Annotated in this window: 17 protein-coding genes; 2 read left to right on the top strand and 15 right to left on the bottom strand. The window is 64.1% G+C overall.

Annotated elements, in window-relative coordinates:
• Positions 1 to 145: 145 nt before the first annotated feature.
• The 5 genes from pgmG to DTX69_RS00025 form a co-directional block, all read right to left on the bottom strand.
• Positions 146 to 1,552: a phosphoglucomutase/phosphomannomutase PgmG gene (gene pgmG, locus DTX69_RS00005; RefSeq protein WP_284735459.1), complete on the bottom strand. Its 1,407-nt coding sequence runs from the start codon at positions 1,550 to 1,552 to the stop codon at positions 146 to 148.
• A 148-nt stretch (positions 1,553 to 1,700) separates the two neighbouring features.
• On the bottom strand, positions 1,701 to 2,405 hold the full coding sequence (locus DTX69_RS00010) for a Rossmann-fold NAD(P)-binding domain-containing protein (RefSeq protein WP_119299453.1): 705 nt from the start codon (positions 2,403 to 2,405) through the stop codon (positions 1,701 to 1,703).
• Between the two features lie 407 nt (positions 2,406 to 2,812).
• Complete coding sequence (locus tag DTX69_RS00015) at positions 2,813 to 4,336, bottom strand: acyl--CoA ligase (RefSeq protein WP_119299454.1); 1,524 nt, start codon at positions 4,334 to 4,336, stop codon at positions 2,813 to 2,815.
• Positions 4,337 to 4,348: 12 nt separating this feature from the next.
• Positions 4,349 to 4,771, bottom strand: a complete 423-nt coding sequence (locus DTX69_RS00020) for a hypothetical protein (RefSeq protein ID WP_119299455.1) — start codon at positions 4,769 to 4,771, stop codon at positions 4,349 to 4,351.
• Positions 4,772 to 4,778: 7 nt separating this feature from the next.
• Complete coding sequence (locus DTX69_RS00025) at positions 4,779 to 6,359, bottom strand: GMC family oxidoreductase (RefSeq protein ID WP_119299456.1); 1,581 nt, start codon at positions 6,357 to 6,359, stop codon at positions 4,779 to 4,781.
• Positions 6,360 to 6,472: 113 nt separating this feature from the next.
• Between DTX69_RS00025 and ppaT the strand changes: the two genes are divergently transcribed.
• Positions 6,473 to 7,645 (top strand): pyridoxamine--pyruvate transaminase, encoded by a 1,173-nt coding sequence (ppaT, locus tag DTX69_RS00030; protein WP_119299988.1) that lies wholly within the window; start codon positions 6,473 to 6,475, stop codon positions 7,643 to 7,645.
• A 27-nt stretch (positions 7,646 to 7,672) separates the two neighbouring features.
• Positions 7,673 to 8,413 (top strand): pyridoxal 4-dehydrogenase, SDR-type, encoded by a 741-nt coding sequence (pldH, locus tag DTX69_RS00035; RefSeq protein WP_119299457.1) that lies wholly within the window; start codon positions 7,673 to 7,675, stop codon positions 8,411 to 8,413.
• Positions 8,414 to 8,576: 163 nt separating this feature from the next.
• Here pldH and pldA read toward each other — a convergent pair whose 3' ends face one another.
• From pldA to DTX69_RS00085, 10 genes are all read right to left on the bottom strand, one after another.
• Positions 8,577 to 9,389 carry a 4-pyridoxolactonase gene (gene pldA, locus DTX69_RS00040; protein WP_119299458.1) on the bottom strand — a complete coding sequence of 271 codons (813 nt, stop codon included), beginning with the start codon at positions 9,387 to 9,389 and terminating at the stop codon, positions 8,577 to 8,579.
• Positions 9,390 to 9,445: 56 nt separating this feature from the next.
• Positions 9,446 to 10,381: a putative B6 ABC transporter permease subunit 1 gene (locus DTX69_RS00045; protein WP_119299459.1), complete on the bottom strand. Its 936-nt coding sequence runs from the start codon at positions 10,379 to 10,381 to the stop codon at positions 9,446 to 9,448.
• A 3-nt stretch (positions 10,382 to 10,384) separates the two neighbouring features.
• Complete coding sequence (locus DTX69_RS00050; protein WP_162916442.1) at positions 10,385 to 11,482, bottom strand: putative B6 ABC transporter permease subunit 2; 1,098 nt, start codon at positions 11,480 to 11,482, stop codon at positions 10,385 to 10,387.
• 154 nt (positions 11,483 to 11,636) lie between these two features.
• Entirely contained in the window at positions 11,637 to 13,208 is a 1,572-nt protein-coding gene (locus DTX69_RS00055) for a putative B6 ABC transporter ATP-binding protein (RefSeq protein WP_119299460.1), read from the bottom strand.
• Between the two features lie 24 nt (positions 13,209 to 13,232).
• Positions 13,233 to 14,282, bottom strand: a complete 1,050-nt coding sequence (locus tag DTX69_RS00060; RefSeq protein ID WP_119299461.1) for a putative B6 ABC transporter substrate-binding protein — start codon at positions 14,280 to 14,282, stop codon at positions 13,233 to 13,235.
• Between the two features lie 77 nt (positions 14,283 to 14,359).
• Positions 14,360 to 15,274, bottom strand: coding sequence for a 5-formyl-3-hydroxy-2-methylpyridine 4-carboxylate 5-dehydrogenase (fhmpcd1, locus tag DTX69_RS00065; RefSeq protein WP_119299462.1), 915 nt, complete (start codon positions 15,272 to 15,274; stop codon positions 14,360 to 14,362).
• A gap of 159 nt (positions 15,275 to 15,433) precedes the next feature.
• Positions 15,434 to 16,039, bottom strand: coding sequence for a glutathione S-transferase family protein (locus tag DTX69_RS00070; RefSeq protein WP_119299463.1), 606 nt, complete (start codon positions 16,037 to 16,039; stop codon positions 15,434 to 15,436).
• 56 nt (positions 16,040 to 16,095) lie between these two features.
• Positions 16,096 to 16,488 carry a RidA family protein gene (locus DTX69_RS00075; protein WP_119299464.1) on the bottom strand — a complete coding sequence of 131 codons (393 nt, stop codon included), beginning with the start codon at positions 16,486 to 16,488 and terminating at the stop codon, positions 16,096 to 16,098.
• 22 nt (positions 16,489 to 16,510) lie between these two features.
• A complete protein-coding gene (locus DTX69_RS00080) occupies positions 16,511 to 17,638 on the bottom strand; it encodes an LVIVD repeat-containing protein (protein WP_119299465.1) in 1,128 nt (375 codons plus the stop codon).
• Between the two features lie 41 nt (positions 17,639 to 17,679).
• Entirely contained in the window at positions 17,680 to 18,828 is a 1,149-nt protein-coding gene (locus DTX69_RS00085) for a cupin domain-containing protein (RefSeq protein ID WP_119299466.1), read from the bottom strand.
• Between the last annotated feature and the right edge of the window lie 70 nt (positions 18,829 to 18,898).

The raw sequence follows: 18,898 nt of genomic DNA on the forward strand, positions 1-18,898 counted from the left end.
GATCAGTCACGATCGCACCAACAGGCCGGACATATGGACGCAAGCGATCGGACCTGCTCAACCATCCAATCAACCTTGCAGGCAAAGGGCCGTCCACATATGGATGGTCGTGCCAAGCGCGACCAGGACGAGAGACAACTAGTGCCTAATGCCCTGCCGTCGACTTCTCAGGCAAAGCCACGCCGCTCTTTTCAAGCTGCTTGCCAAGGTGCGCCTTCAGCCGCTCCAGCCCCGCTTCGTCGCGCGCTTCGGCGCGGGCGACGAGCACGGCCTGGGTGTTCGAGGCGCGCAGCAGCCACCAGCCGTCCTTGGTCTTCACGCGTACGCCGTCGACATCGTCGAACTCCGCGTGCTCGCTCTTCAGGCGGTCGCGCACCTCTGACACGACGGCAAACTTGCGATCATCGGCGCAGGCGAAGCGCAGCTCCGGTGTATTGACCGGGCTCGGCAATTGATCGCGCAGGGCGGCCAAATCGCCGCCATTACGCGCCACTGCCTTCAAGAGGCGGACCGCGGCATAGAGCGCATCGTCAAAGCCATAGTAACGGTCGGCGAAAAAGACGTGCCCGCTCATCTCTCCGGCGAGCGGCGAGCCGGTTTCCGCCATCTTGACCTTGATCAGCGAATGGCCTGTCTTCCACATCAGCGGCTTGCCGCCAAGGCGCGCCACCTCGTCGAACAGCACCTGGCTCGCTTTCACATCGGCGATGATCGTGCTGCCCGGCTTGTCCTTCAACACGTCGCGCGCCAGGACCGATAGCAGCTGGTCGCCCCAGATGATGCGGCCCTTGGAATCGATCGCCCCGATGCGGTCGCCGTCGCCGTCGAACGCGATGCCGATGTCGAGCTTCTGTTGCGCGACCGTCTCCTGCAGCTGCACCAGGTTCTTGGGCTCGCTGGGATCCGGATGATGAACCGGGAATTTGCCGTCGATCCTTTCATTGAGGATCACATGGTGCCCGCCGATGCGCTGGGTGAGCAGCGCCATCGCCTCGCCAGCCGCGCCGTTGCCGGCATCCCAGCCGACCTTGAGGCCGCTCAGATCGACGTCCGAGACCTCGCCCGCGAGCCGTGCGATGTAATCCTGGAGCACCGACGCCTTCTCGAGCGTGCCGCTGCCGCTCAGCACGTCACCGCTGGCGACCATCTTGCCGAGCTCCTGGATCATGGCGCCGAAGAACGGCTTGCGCCCGATCATCAGCTTGAAGCCGTTGTGGGTCGGCGGGTTGTGCGAACCGGTCAGCATGATGCCGCCATCGGTCTCCAGCTTGTAAACCGAGAAATAGAGCATCGGCGTCGGCCCGACCCCGACGGAAATCACATTGGCGCCGGCGCCCCTAAGGCCCTTGATCAGCGAAGCTTCCAGCGCCGGCGAACTCAAGCGGCCATCGCGTCCGACCGCGATGACCGGCGCGCGCTTCAGTTCCCGCGCCAGCACCGTCGCGAAGGCGCGGCCGACCCATTCGGCATCCGCCTCGAACAAGGTCTCGTTCACGATGCCGCGGATGTCGTATTCGCGCAGGATGCTGGGATGGAAGCGATGAGAGGGCATGGAGACAGAATTCTTCTCTTTTGATGTAAGCGATGACATGGCTCAGCCTACCGGAAATGCATAGGAACGGGTGGGGAAAGTGTCGCGTGGAATAACACCGCCGCGGCTTCATGGTTGCCGCGGCTGAACTGCCGAAATTCACATCGTCTCAAGCCATTGCGGGCAGTGCGCGCCAGGCCGGTTCCGGCCGCGAGCGAGCCGGCGCCGCGGAGCGCAAGTTGGCGTGCAGCATGGCTTCCGCCTCGTCCAGCTCCACGACGATCTCGGGCGCCTCCAGCGCGATATCCAGTTCGCGCAGCCGCGCCAGGGTCTCGTCATCCGTGACTCCAAGGATTATCGCAGGCGGATTGAGATAATCCTCCATGGCGTTGCCACGGCGCAGGAACTGCGGGTAGATGCCGATCCCGAAGTCGACGCCCACGCGCTTGCTCGAGGCGCGTTCCAGGGCGGGAAGAATGAAGTCGCGGACCGTGCCCGGCCGCACCGGGCTGCGCAGGACGATGGCGTGGAATTTGGTCTTTTCCCGGAGCGCAACGCCGATTTCCTCGCACAGCGACAGGATGAGCGAGAGATCGGGGCGAGTGTGCCGGTCGGTGGTGCCGGAGCAGATGCTGGTCAGCGAGGAGCCCGCGATCGCTTCGGCTACGTCCGTGGTCGCGCGGAGCCGCTGGGCACCCACCGCTTCCTTGATGAGAAGGCTAAGCCCCGGCTCGTTCACTGGCGCGACGGCGCGCCGGATCATCGCGACCTTATCGGCATCAGGGTCGACGGCGATCACCTCATGGCCCTGCGAGGCGAGGCACCCCGCGGCGACCGAACCCACATAGTCGAGACCAAAGACGCTCACCTGCATGTCTGTCCCGCTCCAATACTGGCCACCCAGATCGGGCGGCAAAACATAGTCTCGCCGGAGTTCAGCCGGCTCTCCCGGCGGGCTTGGCGGACCAAACTAATTCCACTGACTCGGCGCAGCAGTGGCCGCAGCGATGTGACGAAGCTAACCCAACGCGGGGGCCCCTGAAAACCCTCGAATGGTGCAATGCAGCAGACGCGCTAAATGTTCCCAAAATATCACTTTTGTGCAACAGGAAGCCAAACGGACTCTCGCAACCGCGAATAGACCGCCTCGGCGCTCAGCGAGGCAAGAAGGCCGGCGGCGATCGCTTTCCGGCGGGTCAACGTCGGGATCGCATCCACGTCAAGGCGTCGATTGCCACGCGCTCGCCCCGTTCCGGTACCGCCCGGATGAGACCCATCCGGTCACGCCGACAGACCCAGCCTTTGCGCCAGGCCTATGCGCTGCAGCTTGCCGGTGGCGCCTTTGGGGATTTCGGGCAGGAACAGGATCTTGCGCGGGACCTTGAACTCAGCGAGATGGATGGCGGCGAAGTTGCGCAGCTCCTGCTCGGTGATGCTCCGCCCGTCGCACAGGACGACCGCGGCGGCCACGTCCTCGCCCAGCTTGTCGTGCGGCATCGCGAAGGTGACGACCTGCGCGACGGCGGGATGATTCATCAGCACGTCATCCACTTCGCGTGGCGCGATCTTTTCGCCGCCGCGGTTGATGATCTCCTTCAGCCGGCCGGTGAGGCTGAGATAGCCGTCCGCGTCTATCACGCCTTGGTCGCCAGTGCGGAACCAGCCGTTGGTGAAGGCTTCTGCGTTGGCTCTCGGATTGTGAAGGTAGCCGGCCGTCACATTCTCGCCGCGGATCACGACTTCACCGATCTCGCCCGGCGCGAGCAATTTGCCGTCGGCGTTCATGATCGCGATCTCCGGCCCGGCGGCGATGCCGACAGTTCCCGGCCTGCGCGGCAGCGGCGGCAACGGGTTGCTCGCCATTTGATGCGCGGCCTCCGTCATGCCATAGGATTCGATCGCCGGGCAGCCGAACGCCTCCTCCAGTTGCCTCATCACCTGCGGCGGCAACGGTGCCGACGAGGATCGGACGAAACGCAGCTTGCGCCGTGCGATCACATCGGCATTGTTATGGGCACGCGCCAGGATCGTCTGGTGCATCGTGGGCACTGCCGTGAACCAGGTTGCCTTCGACTCATCCAACCAGCCGAAGAATTTGAGGGTATGGAAGGGAGGCGGGCAATGCACGCTGCCGCCCACCGACAATGACGCCAACAGCGCCGCCACCAGTCCATGGATGTGGAACAGCGGCATGATCACCAAACACCGATCCTGCGACGTCAGAGCCAGAGTCGTCGCGACGTTGTGCGCGGAGGTCGCGATGTTGCGATGGCTGAGCGGGACGAGCTTAGGCCGCGATGTGGTGCCCGACGTGTGCAGCACAAGCGCGACGTCCTCGGGGCGCGGGCGCGCTGGCCCTGCATCAGCGAACGGCACCGAAAGCGTGTAGCTGCCGGCCGGCGCGCTCTCATCCGCCGTCAACTCGATGATCGGGATCTTGCGCTGCGCGGCCACCGCACGCACCGGAGAGTCGGCCCCGCCTTGGATGAGCAGCGCCTTGGCATCGAGGTCGCCGAGATAGAAGTCGAACTCCTCGGCGCGGTAGATGGGGTTGAGCGGCGCGGCAATCGCCCAGTTCACCACCGCCGCAAAAGCCACGGCCATTTCGGGACCGTTCGGCATGACCATGGCGACAGCATGATCCTGCTGGATGCCCAATGTGCGTAGCGCGCCGCCCGTGTGATCGACCAGTTGCAGCAGCTCGCGGCGGGACATCATCTTCCGGTTCGGAGCACCGATGGCAGGCGCAGCGGGATCGCCCACGCGCAGCAGATCGGCGATGGTGTTGCTTGTACTCACGCTCATGTTTGTCCGTCGTTAATCGATGCGATCCAGCCGGCAGACCGTCCGCCCCCCGCCGGCTGGCGCGGCGCAGATTGCCTCAATTAGACGGGCGCGCCTAGAGCGGATTGGCGCAAAATCGACCTGACCGAAATTCTGCATCCAGTTGCCAGGCTGGGCGCACTGAATGGTTTCGATCATCATCTTGCGCGCCCCATCCGATCGCATGATGTAGAGCGCACCATCCTCCGCCGCTTGCGTCATGCCTACCGTGGTGGTCTCGCCGGGCTCGAGCTCGCCCAGATCCCGATCGACCCAGTGGCCGAACATCAAGCGGCAATGCAGGCCTTCTGCTCCCCCATTGGTCAGCGACAAGGTGACCGGCCGGTCCTGCGCTCCGGATACGCAAGACGCCAGCAGCCCGGCGCATAGAATCAGCGTGCTCAGTCCGATTTTCATATCCTATCTATACCAGCACCGCTTCGCGTGTCGGCAAATAAGGGGTGAGCGGGGCCCGGCCGCGCATCAGATCACTGAACCGTTCCGCGATCGCGACGATAGCGGCATTGACCGGACCGGTGGTGATGGAGGGCATGATCGAGGCGTCGCAAACATAGAGATGGTCAAGGCCACGTACCTTCAGATCGGCACTGACCACCGCATCCACGTCGCAGCCCATGCGACAGGTGCCGACCGGGTGATGGTGGGTGAACGCAGCCTTCTCCAGGAAAGCCCGCTTGTCGGCGGATGTCTTGACGGTCTGCCCGGGGAGATATTCTTCCAGCCGCCAATCGGACAGCGCCTGCGCGTGACCCACCGCCCGTGCCTGTTCGAGCGCATCCAGATACACGTCGCGATCATATTGCTCCGCCAGATAGTTGGGATCGATCAGCGGCGCTGCATTCGATACGGCGCTGGCCAGCTTGATGCTGCCGCGGCTGCGCGGATGTGTGAAGCCGAACATGATGGTATAGGCCTCGCCCACCTGCAGCGGTGCGAACTGTTCCGTGGTGACCGGCGCGACGACGCAGGCCAGAACCAGCTCCGGCGCGCTGATGGCGCCCTCGCGCGCAACATACATGAGTGATTCCGAGTTCTGGTACTTCGAAGGCGGCACCGTTCGGCATGCGCGATAGACATTGCCGCCGGACAGCAGATGATCGTGCAGATTGCGTCCGACGCCCCGCAGATCGTGGCGCACAGAGATCCCAAGCGCACGCAACTCCTCCGCCGTGCCGATGCCCGAGTGCATGAGCAGCACGGGCGATGCGATCGCGCCGGCAGCCAGAATGATTCCGCGCTCCGCCACCAGATCGCGCTCTCCCGACCCCTCGGAGACACGCACGCCACGGCAGCGCCCGCCCTCCAGGATCAGCGACAACACCTGTGTCTCCGCCATCAGATGCAGGTTCGGCCGCGACAGCGCCGGCGCGAGATAGGCGTCGGCGATGGTCTGGCGTTTGCCATCCTTGATGGTGAGGGTGTTGAGCGTGGGTCCGCTCATCCGCGCGCCGTTGTGATCGTCGGTGAGGGCGATGCCGATTTCTTCCCCCGCCGCCATGTAGGCCAGCGTCACCGGATGCGGCTCGCTCGGGCGGATCAGATGCAACGGCCCGCCGCTTCCGTGATAGGCGGAGGCGCCCGGCGTGTAATGTTCCGAACGCAGGAAGTAGGGCATGAGGTCTGCATAGCCCCAGCCCGCGCACCCTTGGGCCACCCAGGCATCGAAATCCTCCGGATGGCCGCGCACGTGCGCCATCGCGTTGAGCGCGGTGGAGCCGCCGATCACCTTGCCACGCGCCCAGTCATGGATGCGGTTCGCGGTGCGGCGCTGCGGGATGGTGCGATAGGCCCAGTCGATGGCGCTGCCCTGCAGCAGCGGCCACTGCGCCGGCTCGGCGATGCGCGGATCGGTCGGCCTGCCGCCGGCCTCGATTAACCCGATCCTGAGCTCGCGATCCTCGCTCAAGCGGGCGGCCAGCACCGACCCCGCAGTCCCGGAACCAATCACCAGGAAATCGAACCAATTTTCGGATCTTGAATTCATCCCCGCCGGAACCAATGCCGTCCCATTGCGGATATTGTTTCCACTTTTTTTGCCCCGCGTCTATGATCAGCGAACCAAAGGAAGAGCAAGAAAACCCAGCGGGGGCTCGCGTCATGGCATCCAGGATCAAGGAACCGGTGATCACTCTGTCGGCGGGACCAGTGGCCGCCTATCCACGTGTGCTGCGCGCCATGTCGCGCCCGGTTCAGTACGATTTCGACCCTTGGTTCCTGCAATTCTATGAGGATGTGACGCGCAAGTGCGCGACCGCGCTGCGCACCGTGGCGCCGACGCTCGTCCTGCACATCGAACCGGCCCCGGGCATCGAGGCGGCGGCTGCTTCCCTCATATCGCCCGACGACGTGGTGCTGAACCTCGCGTCCGGCGTCTATGGCAAGGGCTTCGGCTATTGGTCGGCGCGTTACCACAAGGAAATGGTGGAGATCGAGGTGCCCTTCAACGAGGCGATCGATCCTGGCCAGGTGGCGGAGGCGTTCCGCAAACGGCCGGACATCAAAATCGTCTCGGTTGTGCATCACGACACGCCATCCGGCACTCTCAATCCGGTGCGTGAGATCGGCAAGATCGTGCGCGAGCATGATGGGTTGCTGATCGTCGATGCCGTCTCCTCGTTCGCCGGCATGGACATCCATCCCGAGGACTGCTTCGCCGACATCTTCATCACCGGCCCTGGCAAATGCCTGGGCGGCGCACCGGGCCTGACGCTGATGGCGGTCAGCGACCGCGCCTGGAAGCATATCGAAGCCAATCCCAAGGCGCCCTTCGCGTCGGTGCTGAGCCTCAAGGACTGGAAGAACGCCTGGAGCAAGGAGGAGGATTTCGCCTTCACGCCATCGGTCGCGGAGATGAATGGGCTGGACGGCGCGATCGATCAATATCTCGCCGAAGGGCCGGAAAATGTGTGGCGCCGCCATGCGCTCACCGCGCGCGCCTGCCGCGCCGGCATCAAGGCCATGGGGCTGGAATTGTGGGCGAAGACCGAGAGCATCGCCTCTCCCACCTGCACTGCCGTGCGCGTGCCGGCGGGCGTCAATGATGATGCCATTCTCAAAGCGGCGCGCGCCGAATTCGGCGTGGTGTTCTCGAGCGGCCGCAACGAGACCAAGGGCAAGCTGATCCGCATCGGCCATATGGGCCCGGTCGCGGAGCCGATCTATGCGACGGTCGCCCTGACCGCGCTCGGTGGCGCCTTGCGCAAGCTGGGGCGCAAGGTCGACGTGGCGGCGGGCATCGAGGCCGCCATGCAGGTGATCGAAGCTCAATAGGCGTTTCAATCTCGAGGGGAGCTGAACATGCGCAGATTCGAGGGTCGCGTGGCCGTGGTGTCGGGCGCCGCGCAGGGCATGGGCAAAGCGGTCGCGGAGCGGCTGGGCCAGGAAGGTGCGCTGGTCGTCGCCGTCGACATCAACGGCGGCGGCGTAGAGGCGACGGCCAAGGCGATCGGCGGCAAGAGCTTCGGGATCTCTTGCGATATCGGCGACGAGGATCAGGTCGGCAAGCTGTTTGACGTTGTCGCAAAGGAATGCGGCAAGCTCGACGTGCTGGTGAACGTCGCCGCCATCGTCCCCTTCGTGAAGTGGGACGAGCTCACCTTCAAGGAATGGCGGCGCGTGCTGCGCGTCAATCTGGACGGGCTCTACTTGATGTGCCAGGCCGGATCGGACCTGATGCGCAAGAACAACTACGGCCGCATCGTCAACTTCAGCTCCAACTCCATTTTCGCCGGCACACCCAACATGGCGCATTACGTCGCGTCGAAGGGCGGCGTGCTGACCTTCACCCGCGCGCTTGCGACCGAGCTCGGCGCCTACAAGATTACCGTGAATTCGATCTGCCCCGGCCTCACCGACACGGAGGGCGTGCAGCAGACTCCCCACAAGGAGGCGTTCGGCTTCGTGGAGATGCTGCAGGCGATCAAGGGCGTCGGCAAGCCGGCCGACATCGTCCCGGCCGTCGCCTTCCTCGCATCGGAAGAAGCACACTGGATCACCGGCCAGGCGCTCAACGTCGATGCCGGCATGGTGCGCTGGTAGCCGCGCGTTCAGCGACGCTCGCTACCAGCCACCCACTCTATTGTCACCCCGGCCAACGAGCCGGGTCCATTCATCGGCTTGCGCTTGCCGCGACCATGGACCCCGGATCACGCCGCTTCGCGGCTGTCCGGGGCGACGGTTTGAGATTGCCTGGTGCGCCGCCTCACGAATAATAGTTCGCGCCCGTCTGGTAGCCTTTGAAGCTTTCCGGATCGTGCGAGTAGAACAGCTCGGCGTCGTATTTCGCGGCCAGCTCCTTCAAGCGATGCAGCGACTGCACGCTCGCCACCGGATCCAGGTGGAAGCTGGAGATGCACATCATATCCATGTTCTTCTTGCTGTAGCACGCGTCGGCGGTGAACAGCATCGGGCGGCGGTTCTTCAGTTCCACCATCATGCTGTAGTGGCCGGCGGTGTGGCCGGGTGTCTCGAACAGCCAGAGTCCTTTCGCGATCTCCTGATCGCCGGTCAGCGTCTGGAAGGTCGGCGTGTACATGTCGAGCGCGGGATCCGGCGGCAGCTCCTTGCCGCCGCTCTTCTTCTTGTGCAGCTCCGGCGCGAAGGTGAGATCGGAATAGCCGAGATGCTCGAACGGCTGGCAATTCCCGCTCGCCTCCAGCTCCTTCGCGTGACAGATGGTGCACGCCTTGTGCAGGTGCTTGTTCCCGCCACAATGGTCGAAGTGGTAGTGCGAGTTGATGACGTAGTTGACGTCGTCGGTCTTGAGCCCGATGCTGTCGAGCAGCCCGGGGATGGTCTGCCGCTTGTCCTGGATCGGCTTCTCGAACGGCAGCACGCGCATCACGTGATCGAAATCGTAACCGGTGTCGAACATGTATCGCCCATCATCATGCTCCACCACCACCGCATAGCACGGGAAGCGCAGCTCGCCGCCCGGCCCGCGATTCCAGAACGCGTGAAAGCCGTCGATCACCAAAGTTCCGCCGTCGAGCAGATAGACTTTCGTATCAGCCATTGTCCCTCTCCCAGCTCCAGCCTTTCAGCCTATAATTCCACTCTTCAGTACCGACCTCAACGCTCCCCGCGCACGTAAGGCAGGCCCAGCGCCGGCGGCAGCACGCTGTGCCGCGCGAAGATCACCAGCACCAGCATCACCATGGCAAAGGGCAGCATCTGCACCACATCGGTGGGGATGTTGATGCCGCCCACTTGCAGCGCGGTGGTCATGGCGAGGCTGATGCCGAACAGGGCCGCGCCCAGCAGCACCCACACAGGTTTCCCGCGCGCCAGCATGGCGAGCACGATGCCGATGAAGCCGGCCCCACCGGTCATGAAGGGCACGAACAGGCCCGCGCCGACATTGGCCATGTAGGCGCCGCCCACGCCGGACAGGAATCCTGTCGCGAGCACGGCGAAGGCACGCGTCTTCACCACGCTGACCCCGGCCGCGTCGAGCGCCGCCGGCTTGTTGCCGGCAGCTTCCAGATTGAGGCCGACATAGGTGGCGCGGAATACCCAGACCAGCGCGATCATCAGAACGACCGCGAGATAGACGATCGGGTTGTGGCTGAAAAGCGCGCGCCCGAGGACCGGGATGTCGCTCAGGAACGGCAGGGCCCAGACCGGCGCCTGGTCCAGGCGCGGATAGGTCCTGCTGAACTGGAAGTAATGCAGCAGTGCCGTCAGGCCCTCTATGCCGAGGGTAATGGCGATGCCGATCACGATCTGGTTGAGGCCATAGCGGATGCAGAGCAGCACGACCAAGGATGCCACCAGCGCGCCGCCGATACCGCCGGCGACGAAGCCGAGCGAGAACGAGCCGCTGTAATAGGCGGCCACGAATCCGGTGTAAGCGCCGAACAGCATCATCCCTTCGATGCCGATGTTGAGGACGCCGGCCTTTTCGGAGATCTGCTCGCCCAAGCCGGCCAGCAGCAGCGGCACACCCGCCGTGACGGCGCCGAACAGCAGCGAGGTGAGGAAGGCCTGGTTGAGCAGCGCTTCCATCGCTCAGGCTCCGATCCGCTTGCGGCGCTGGTGATCGAGATACTCGACCACCGCCAGGAAGATCAGCAGCAGGGCAACCAGCACCAGCACGAAATGCTGCGGCACGCCGATGCGCCGCGCCGCGCTGTCACCGCCGATCATGAGCGCGGAGAAGAACAGGGTGAAGCCGATCACCGCATAGCCGTTGAAGCGCGCCAGGAACACGAGCGGCACGACCAGCAGCCCGAAAGCAGGATTCCAATCCGCCCGCACCGTGCCGAACACGCCAAGGATCTCCACCGACCCGCCGATTCCAATCAAGGCGGCGCTCAGGGTGAAGGTCGCGATCGTTAGCCACGCAACGTTGAGCCCCGCATGAACGGCAGCGGCCGGATTCGCGCCGACCACCTGCAGCTTCAGGCCGAACGCCGTGCGCGTCATCATCAGGTGCACCAGCACGACCACCGCCAGCGCGATCAGAACGCCGCTGTGGATCGTCGTATCGAACAGGCGCGGCAGCCTGTCCTCAACCGGCAGCGTGCGGGTCTGCGGCACCGTGGTCGATGGGTCCCAGAAGAACAGCTTGATGAGCACGTTCGCGAAGCTGATGCCGAGGAAGCTCATCATCAGCGACGTGATGATCTCGTTGATGCCATAGCGCGCCTTCAGGATCGCCGGGATCACGGCCCACAAGCCCGCCACGATTGCGGACGCAATCACGCACGCGATCAACGTCAGCGCTTTCGGCAGAACGCCGACCAATGCCGGCCCGAGCGCCGCGGTGATCACTGCCGCCAGCAGGAACTGCCCGTCGCCGCCCAGGTTCCAGATGCCCGCGCGAAACGCGACGATCAAGCCCGCCGCGATCAGCAGCAGCGGCGACATGCGCGTGAAGGTCTCCTGTAGCCCGCCCCAGGTGAGGAGCCCCCGCCGCGCGACATAGCCGTAATAGGCGATCGGGTCCTTGCCCAGGATCAGCAGGATGATTCCGCCGACGACGAGCGCCAGCAGGATCGGCACCGCGACGCGCAGGACCGAGGCAACAATCTCGCGCCCGCCCTCGTGCCCCGGCGCACCGCGCTGCGCGACGTGCACTTCGGCGGTCATGCCGGTGCCTCGCATGCCAGCGCCTCCACCCACTCAACTGTCATCCCGGCCTTGAGCCGGGATCCATTGGGCAGCCGCACGTGCGGCGGATGAATGGACCCCGGATCACGCCGCTGCGCGGCTGTCCGGGGTGACAGTTGGAGAAATGGCCGAAGCGGAAAAGAGCCCGTCATGCCGCCTTCGCCCCCGTCATCAGCAGGCCCACCTTGCGTTCCACATCCGGGCCGTTCTCGACGATGCCGGCGAGGTGCCCCTGGAACATCACGCCGATGCGGTCGGCGATCTCCAGCAGCTCATCGAGATCGGTGGAGATGACGATCGTCGCCAGCCCCTGGTCCGCACCAGCCAGGATGCGCTCGTGCGCGAGGCGTGTGTTCTGCAGGTCGAGGCCGTAGGTCGGCTTGTTGAAGACGACCACGCTCGCTTCGGCATTGAGCTCGCGCGCCAACAGCACCTTCTGGATGTTGCCGCCAGAGAGCTTGCCCACCGGCGTCTTCTCCGACGGCGTGCGGACGTCGTTGCGCTTGATCAGCGCGCGGGCATGATCATGGATATAGTCCCAGTCGCTGATGCCACGGCGGAAGAACGGCGATGCCCCGATCTCCTTCAGCACCAGGTTGGTGGCGACGGAGAAGCTGCCGACCGTCCCCTCGCCCACCCGTTCGTCCGTTACATAGCGCACGCCATGGCGCCGCCGCTCCGGCACTGCATCAGCCGTGATATCCTTGCCGTCCAGGATGATCGTCCCGGAAGCCGCCACGCGCTGCCCCGCCAGTACTTCGGCGAGGTGCTTCTGCCCGTTTCCATCGACACCAGCGATACCGAGCACCTCGCCCGGCCAGAGATCGAAATCGACCGTGCGCAATGGGCATGCGCCACGCGTCGCCTCGGTGGTCAGCCCGCGCACCGAGAGACGCGGCGCGCGGGTGCGATCGACGACACGCGCGCGATACGCCTGCCGACCGCGGCCGACCAGGATCTCCGCATCGCGCTCGTGATGCGTCACGGTGCCGAACATCATCTCGATCACGGCATCGGTCGCCTCCTGCTCGCTCATCGCCCGCAGCCGCTCCGGTGGCAGCGCGCCGACCACGCGGCCCAGCCGCAAGACCGAGATGCGATCACCGAGCTCGTAGGCTTCGACCAGCTTATGGGTGATGAGGATGAGCGCGACGCCCTTCTCGCGCAGGCGCCGCATGACGGCACCGAGATCCTTCACGCCCTGCGGCGTGAGCATGGAGGTCGGCTCGTCGAGGATCAGCACCTTCTCGCCACGCCACAGCGCGCGCATGATCTCCACCTGCTGCTGCTCGCCCAGGGAGAGCCGCCCGACCTGCGCATCGGGATCGATCTCCACGCCCAGCAGCTGCGAAAGCTCGCGGAACCGCGCCAGCGCCGGGCCGCGCAGCAGCTTCCGCCGCCACGGCCCGCCCAGCATCAGATTTTCGATGACGGAGAGCGACGGCACCAGCAGTACATGCTGGAACACGGTGCCGATGCCGAGCTCCAAGCTGGCGCGGGGCGAGGCGATGTTGACCGGCTGCCCGTCGATCACGATCTCGCCCCCATCCGGCTGCTGCATACCGGCGAGGAGGCCGATCAGGGTCGACTTGCCGGCGCCGTTCTCGCCCAGCAGCACATGGATCTCGCCCGCGTGGAATTCGAGCGAGACGCCGTCATTGGCCACCACGCCGGGAAAGCGCTTGGTGACGTTGCGGACCGCGGCGACTGGAACGGCCAATGACGACGCCTCTCGTTCACACTCTTACTGAGCCGGTGCGTCGGTGACCTGTGTCATCAGCGCCCGCACCTTGTCCGCTTCCCAGATCGGCTCGACCTTCAGCTCGCCCTTGACGATCTGCTCGCGCACCTTGCTGACTTCGGCCCAGACGTCGTCCGGGATGTGCTTGGTCTTCAGGAGCTGCACCGAATCGTCGGAGAGCTGGATCGAATAGCCCTTGGTGCCGAACTTGTCGGCTTTCAGATCTTCGACCATCGCGGAATAGACCGGCACCAGGTTCCACACCACCGAGGAGAGCAAGTTGCCCTTGTCGATCGAGGTCTTGTCGCCGATCACATCGATGAACCAGACCTTGCCGTTCGCCGTCGACTTGCCGGTCTCCACCGCCTGCAGCATGCCGAACGTGGCGCCGTCACCCTGGCCGAAGATCACATCCGCGCCCGCGCCGATCACGGAGGCGGTCACGCGGTTGCCGCCCGCCGCATCGGAATAGGCGGCCGGGCCGATCACGGCATAGAGCACCTTGATGCTGCCGTCGGTCGCCTTCACGCCCTGCGCAAAGGCGGCGGACTGCGAGTTCCAGGACGGCGGCTCACCCGAGACGACGATGCCGACCGACTTGGTCTGCGTGGTCCTGGCCGCGAGCACGCCGGCGAGATAGGCACCCTCATGGCCGCTCAGCGTGTAGTCGGCAACCATGCCGGCCTTGTTGGCGTCGGGCCGATCGACGATCGCGACCGGCACGCCCTTCTCGGCGCCCACTTCCGGTGCCGCGGTGTTATAGCCGCTGGCGTGGGCGATGATCAGGCTGGCGCCGTCATCGGCCACTTCGCGCAATTGCGGATGCACATCGCCATAGCCGAGGCCGGTCGCCGGAATGAACTCAAGCCCGTATTTCTCCGCGACCGCCTTGGCTGCGTCATGGCCCTGCTGGTTCCAGCCGTAGTCAGTCGGATCTTCCGGTGTCAGGATGGCGATACTCTTCACATCCGCCGCCTGCGCGGCTGCGATCCCGGTCAGGGCAAGCGCAAGCAGCGACACCTGCGCCAACCTTTTGAGAGTCTTCGTGCTCATTGTCGTTTCCTTCCGTTCCTGTCCCCATTTTTAACGCTTGTTACGCCACGCAATTGAGGTTCGGGCCGAGCTGCCGCTCAGCTCTCCAACGCCTTGCGCACGGCGACCAGGCGCTTGGCCCGCAGCGCACGCAGCTCCGCGATCTTTTCCGGCGTGTAGCTGAAAATGCCGCTGCCCGTTTTCATGCCCAGCTTGCCAGCCTTGGTGCGCTCGGTCACATAGGCGCTAAGGTCGCCCCGGTTGCACAGATCCTTGTTCAGATAAGAGCCGACCGCCTGATAGATGTCGAGGCCGGCCATATCGAGCAGCGCCATCGGGCCGATCACCGACAGCTTGTAGCCGATGCCCCAAGAGACGCAGGTATCGAGTCCTTCGGCATCGATCACGCCCTGGTCCACCAGATCGACGCACTCGCGCAGCAGCGCATAGAGCACGCGATTTTCCACGAAGCCGGGCACATCCTTCTGCACCACCACCGGCAGCAAGCCGAGATCCTTGATGGTGGAGACCATCCACTGCACGGTCTCCTTCGAGGTCTGGTTGCCGGCGATCACCTCGATCATCGGGATGATGTGCGGCGGGTTTGACCAGTGCATGCCGACCACCCGTTCCGGCGCGGAGATGTTCTCCTGCAGCTTGGTAATCGGGATGCCGGATGTGTTACTGGCGATGATGCAGTTCTTGCCGACCAGCCCGTCGATCTCCTTGAACACCGCCGCCTTGATGTCGAGCTTTTCGGGCACGGTCTCAACCACCACGGTCGCGCCGTCGACGCACTCCTTGAGAGAGCCGGTGATCTTAACCGGCGCCTTAGCGCGGTCGGCCACGCCAAGCGCGCTCAGGACCTTGTTGGCGAGTTCGATGCCTTCCGGTGCCTTCTTGCGCTGGTCCTCGCTGAGATCGAAGGCCGTCACGTCCATGCCGGCGCGCGCCAGAGTCTGCGCGATGCCCGGCCCCATGGTTCCCAGACCCACCACTGCTGCTTTAGCCATCCTGCCTCTCCTCTTGCTCGCTCTTCTTGCTCATTCGCTATGTTCCGTCATGGTCGTGCTTGGCACGACCATCCACGACTTTGTCTGCTACTGCTCAGCGCTGCCCGTCGGACCAAGCCCGACCATGACGAGAGGGGGCATGGTGAGCGTGGAGCATTCCTAAGCTCCCGTTGCTTTCTTGAACGCCGGCCGTTCTTTGAGCTTCTCGCGCCAGGCTTTCAGGTTGGAAAGCGCCGGCAGCGCGATCGGAAAATCCAGGCACCGATGCAAGATCGGCCCCAGCGCAATGTCGGTGAGGGCGAAATTACTGCCCGCGATCCATTTCCTGCCTGCCATGGCGCCGTCGAGGATCGAAAGTTGAGCCGCCAACTCCTTGGCATCGGCCTCGAAGGTCGCGGCGCGCTCATTGGCTGGTTTCTTTGAATCCTTGAAGACGGCCACGTAATGATAGTTCACCGATGCCAGCAGCCAGTCCATCCAGCGCTCGACCTCCGTCCGCGCAGCGGGGTCAGCGGGATAAAGCGCGGTGTTGTTCAGCTTATTGCACACGTAGCGCAGGATCGTGTTCGACTCCCACACCACCACGTCGCCATCGACGAGGGTTGGCACCTTGCCATTGGGATTGAGCTTCAGATACGCGGCGTCCTGCGTGTTGTTGAACTGGCGCCCGTAATCCTCGCGCGTATAGGGCGCGCCCAATTCCTCCAGCAGGAAAATGACCTTCTGGACATTGCCGGACGTGTTCCGACCGAGAAGCCGCAACATGTTCCTATCTCCCTCCCTTTATGTCACCCTGCCGGACGCAGTTTGCGCCCACTTGCTTATCCGCGTCGCGGTTTGTACGCGACTGCATCCATTTCGATCTTGCACTCGATGACCGCGCGCGCCTCGACCGTGGTGCGGCTCAGCCGCCCGTCCGGGAAGTACTCCGCGAACACCTTGTTGTAGCGCCCGAAATTGCGCGCGTCTTCCAGGTAGACGGTCACTTTCACGACATCCGAGAGATCGGCGCCTTCCAGCGCCAGGATTCGTTTGATGCCTTCGATGGTCAAGCGCGTCTCTTCCTCGATATTGCCGACGCACATATTGCCGTTCTCATCCTTGGCGACTTGTCCCGAGACAAAAATGAAATCGCCGGCGCGCACGGCGGGATGGAACGGCAGCGTTGGGCTCTTCTTGCCGATCGGATGGATGTCCTTGTTGTCACCGCTCATGGGTCACGCCCCAATTGTTTCGCTACAAAACCGACGTCTCGATGATGTCGACACCGCGCTGGCGGTCGATCAGATAGCATAGCCCGCGATCGTCGATGGTTACATCGTTCGACGAGGACACCTCGAACCCTTGCGGCGGATCGGGCTCGTAGAATCCGACCTCGCGGGGGTTGTAAGGATCCGCGATCTCGAGCAGACGCAGTCCCTGCGCGAACCAGGCAAAAGGGATGATGGTGCCCTTGAAACGTTCCGATGGCTGGTGGCAGCCCATCATCGGCGGCTGCGGTGAACCATCCTTGTCAAGGCCTTCTACCTGCCAGGTCGCGATTGGCACCGGGCATGCCTCGTTGGTAATGTCGTAGATCCAGGTGAAGGCCGGCGGCGCCGGCCAGAGCTTCGCCACATCCTCGTCAGCCACCACCATGATGTCGCGGCCCTTCAATGGCTGCGGCATCGGCAGGCAGGTGTGGGTCGGATGCGGGAAGGCCGGTGACGTATTGCCGCCGGAGATCAGCTTCGGCTTCGACATGTCGGAGATGTCGAGGATGTAATAGCCGTGGTGCCAATAGCTGACATAAAGCCGGTCGCCGCGGCGCATCGGATGATGGCAACGCGGAGCGGTCCAGTTCTCCCACGGATAGTCCTCGCCGCCCGCCTTCCACTGGCCGGGGATCCACCAGCGCCCCACCTCTTCCGGTCTCGCCGGGTCCTTGAGGTCGAGGATCATGCAGATGTTGCCGACATAGCCCTCGGCCGTCGGCGAGATGTAGGCGTAGCGCCCGTCGAAATCGTAGCGATGCACACCGCGGCCCTGGGTGCGCCATTTGGTGATGAGCCTCGGCTCGGGCGGATTGCTAACGTCATAGATGCCGAGGCCGCCGCCGAATGACGCATCGCCTTCGGTGCCGAGCTTCTCGTGGTTGACGACCATGATGTCGTTGGCAACCCGCACCTTGTGCGAATGCCAGCCCTTCGGCACCTCGATGCGTGCCACGGTCCTGGGGTTCCTTGGATCCGACACGTCGACGATGCTTGTGCCCGTTGGCTCGCGCATGTGGCCGACATAGAGCGTGGTGCCCTCGACCCAGACCTGTCCGCCGCCGGGGCAGTCGTAGTTCGCTAACAGCTTGGTATTTTTGGATCGGGCCATGATGATTGTGCGCTGGTGATGAGGATATGCCGGCGAGGAAATCAGGAGAGCCGCACCACCTCGCCGTTCTTCATGCGCCCATGCTTCTGATACAGCGCCAATGCCTTCAAGGTCGGTTCGTCGCTGGCGACGAACAGGATGGCTGGCTCGTGCTCGGACGCATTGACATGCTCTGCCCACTCGCCGCCAGGAACCGCGAAGGTGTCGAACCGCTCCCACTCCAGCCGCTTGCCGCCGATCAGGCTGTAGCCGCGGCCTTCGAAGGGCGCCACCAGCAGGCTCGCGGTCTGCTTCAAGGGCTGCGTGCGCTCGCCCGGCCGCAGCATCTGCATGAAGAAGGTGATGGTCTTGAAGACCGGCTTGCCGTCGAGCGGATTGACATACTCGATCATGATGGCTTCGTAAGGATCGCCATCCCAGTTGCGGAACTTCTCCAGCGCCTCGCGCATCATGTCCCAGCGATAGACATACATCGGCGACGCGTTGCCGGTGCCGCGCGCGTGCGAAACGAACCGCGGCATAAGGCCCCCCGCGCCATAGACGCGCTGGGAGTAGTCCGGCGTGTAGCGCTCGGATTGCATGACGCGGCGGACGCGCTTGCCTTCCTCTTCCTCGGTGTAGTCGTGCTCGAAATACATGGCGTTCAGCGTCTCGACCAAGGGGAGATCGAGGACGCTCAAGTTGATTGCCGGCTCGTCGCCCTGATTGCCGTGATTGTGCCAGGTGTCGTGCGGCGTCAGCACCATGTCACCCGGGCCGAACGTGATGTTCTCGCCTTCGACCCCGGTGAAGTTGAGCGCGCCCGTGAGCCCGAGCCGGATGGCGTTGGGCGAGTGCCGGTGTGGCGGCATGATCTCGTTAGGATCGTTGAGCCGGTAGGCGGTGTACATCGTCGAGACCGACGCGCGCTTGGGCGCCAGGCCCGGATTGACCAGGATGAGCGAGCGGCGCTCGGAGGATTCGGTGTTGATGAGCTCGGCCGAACGATGAAGCAGCGGCTCGATGTCCGTGCGGTATTTCCAGATGAAGGGAACCGGCTTGCGCGTGTCGCGCAGCTGGTTGTCCTCGTCGTTCTTGTTCGATTTGTCGATCGCCCAGAACGGCGCCATGTGGTGGCGGTAGACATCGGCATGGAGTTGGTCCAGTGCCGCCTGGAGATTGTGGCCTTCGGGCCTGGCGCTCGCGCTCATCCGCCTCTCCCTCGTTTCGGCGCCGCGAACCATTTTCTAGCGAATGGTTCCGGAAGGCGTCGATACACGA

The sequence above is a fragment of the Dongia deserti genome (assembly GCF_003574735.1).
In the GTDB taxonomy this organism is placed as follows: Bacteria; Pseudomonadota; Alphaproteobacteria; order Dongiales; family Dongiaceae; genus Dongia_A; species Dongia_A deserti.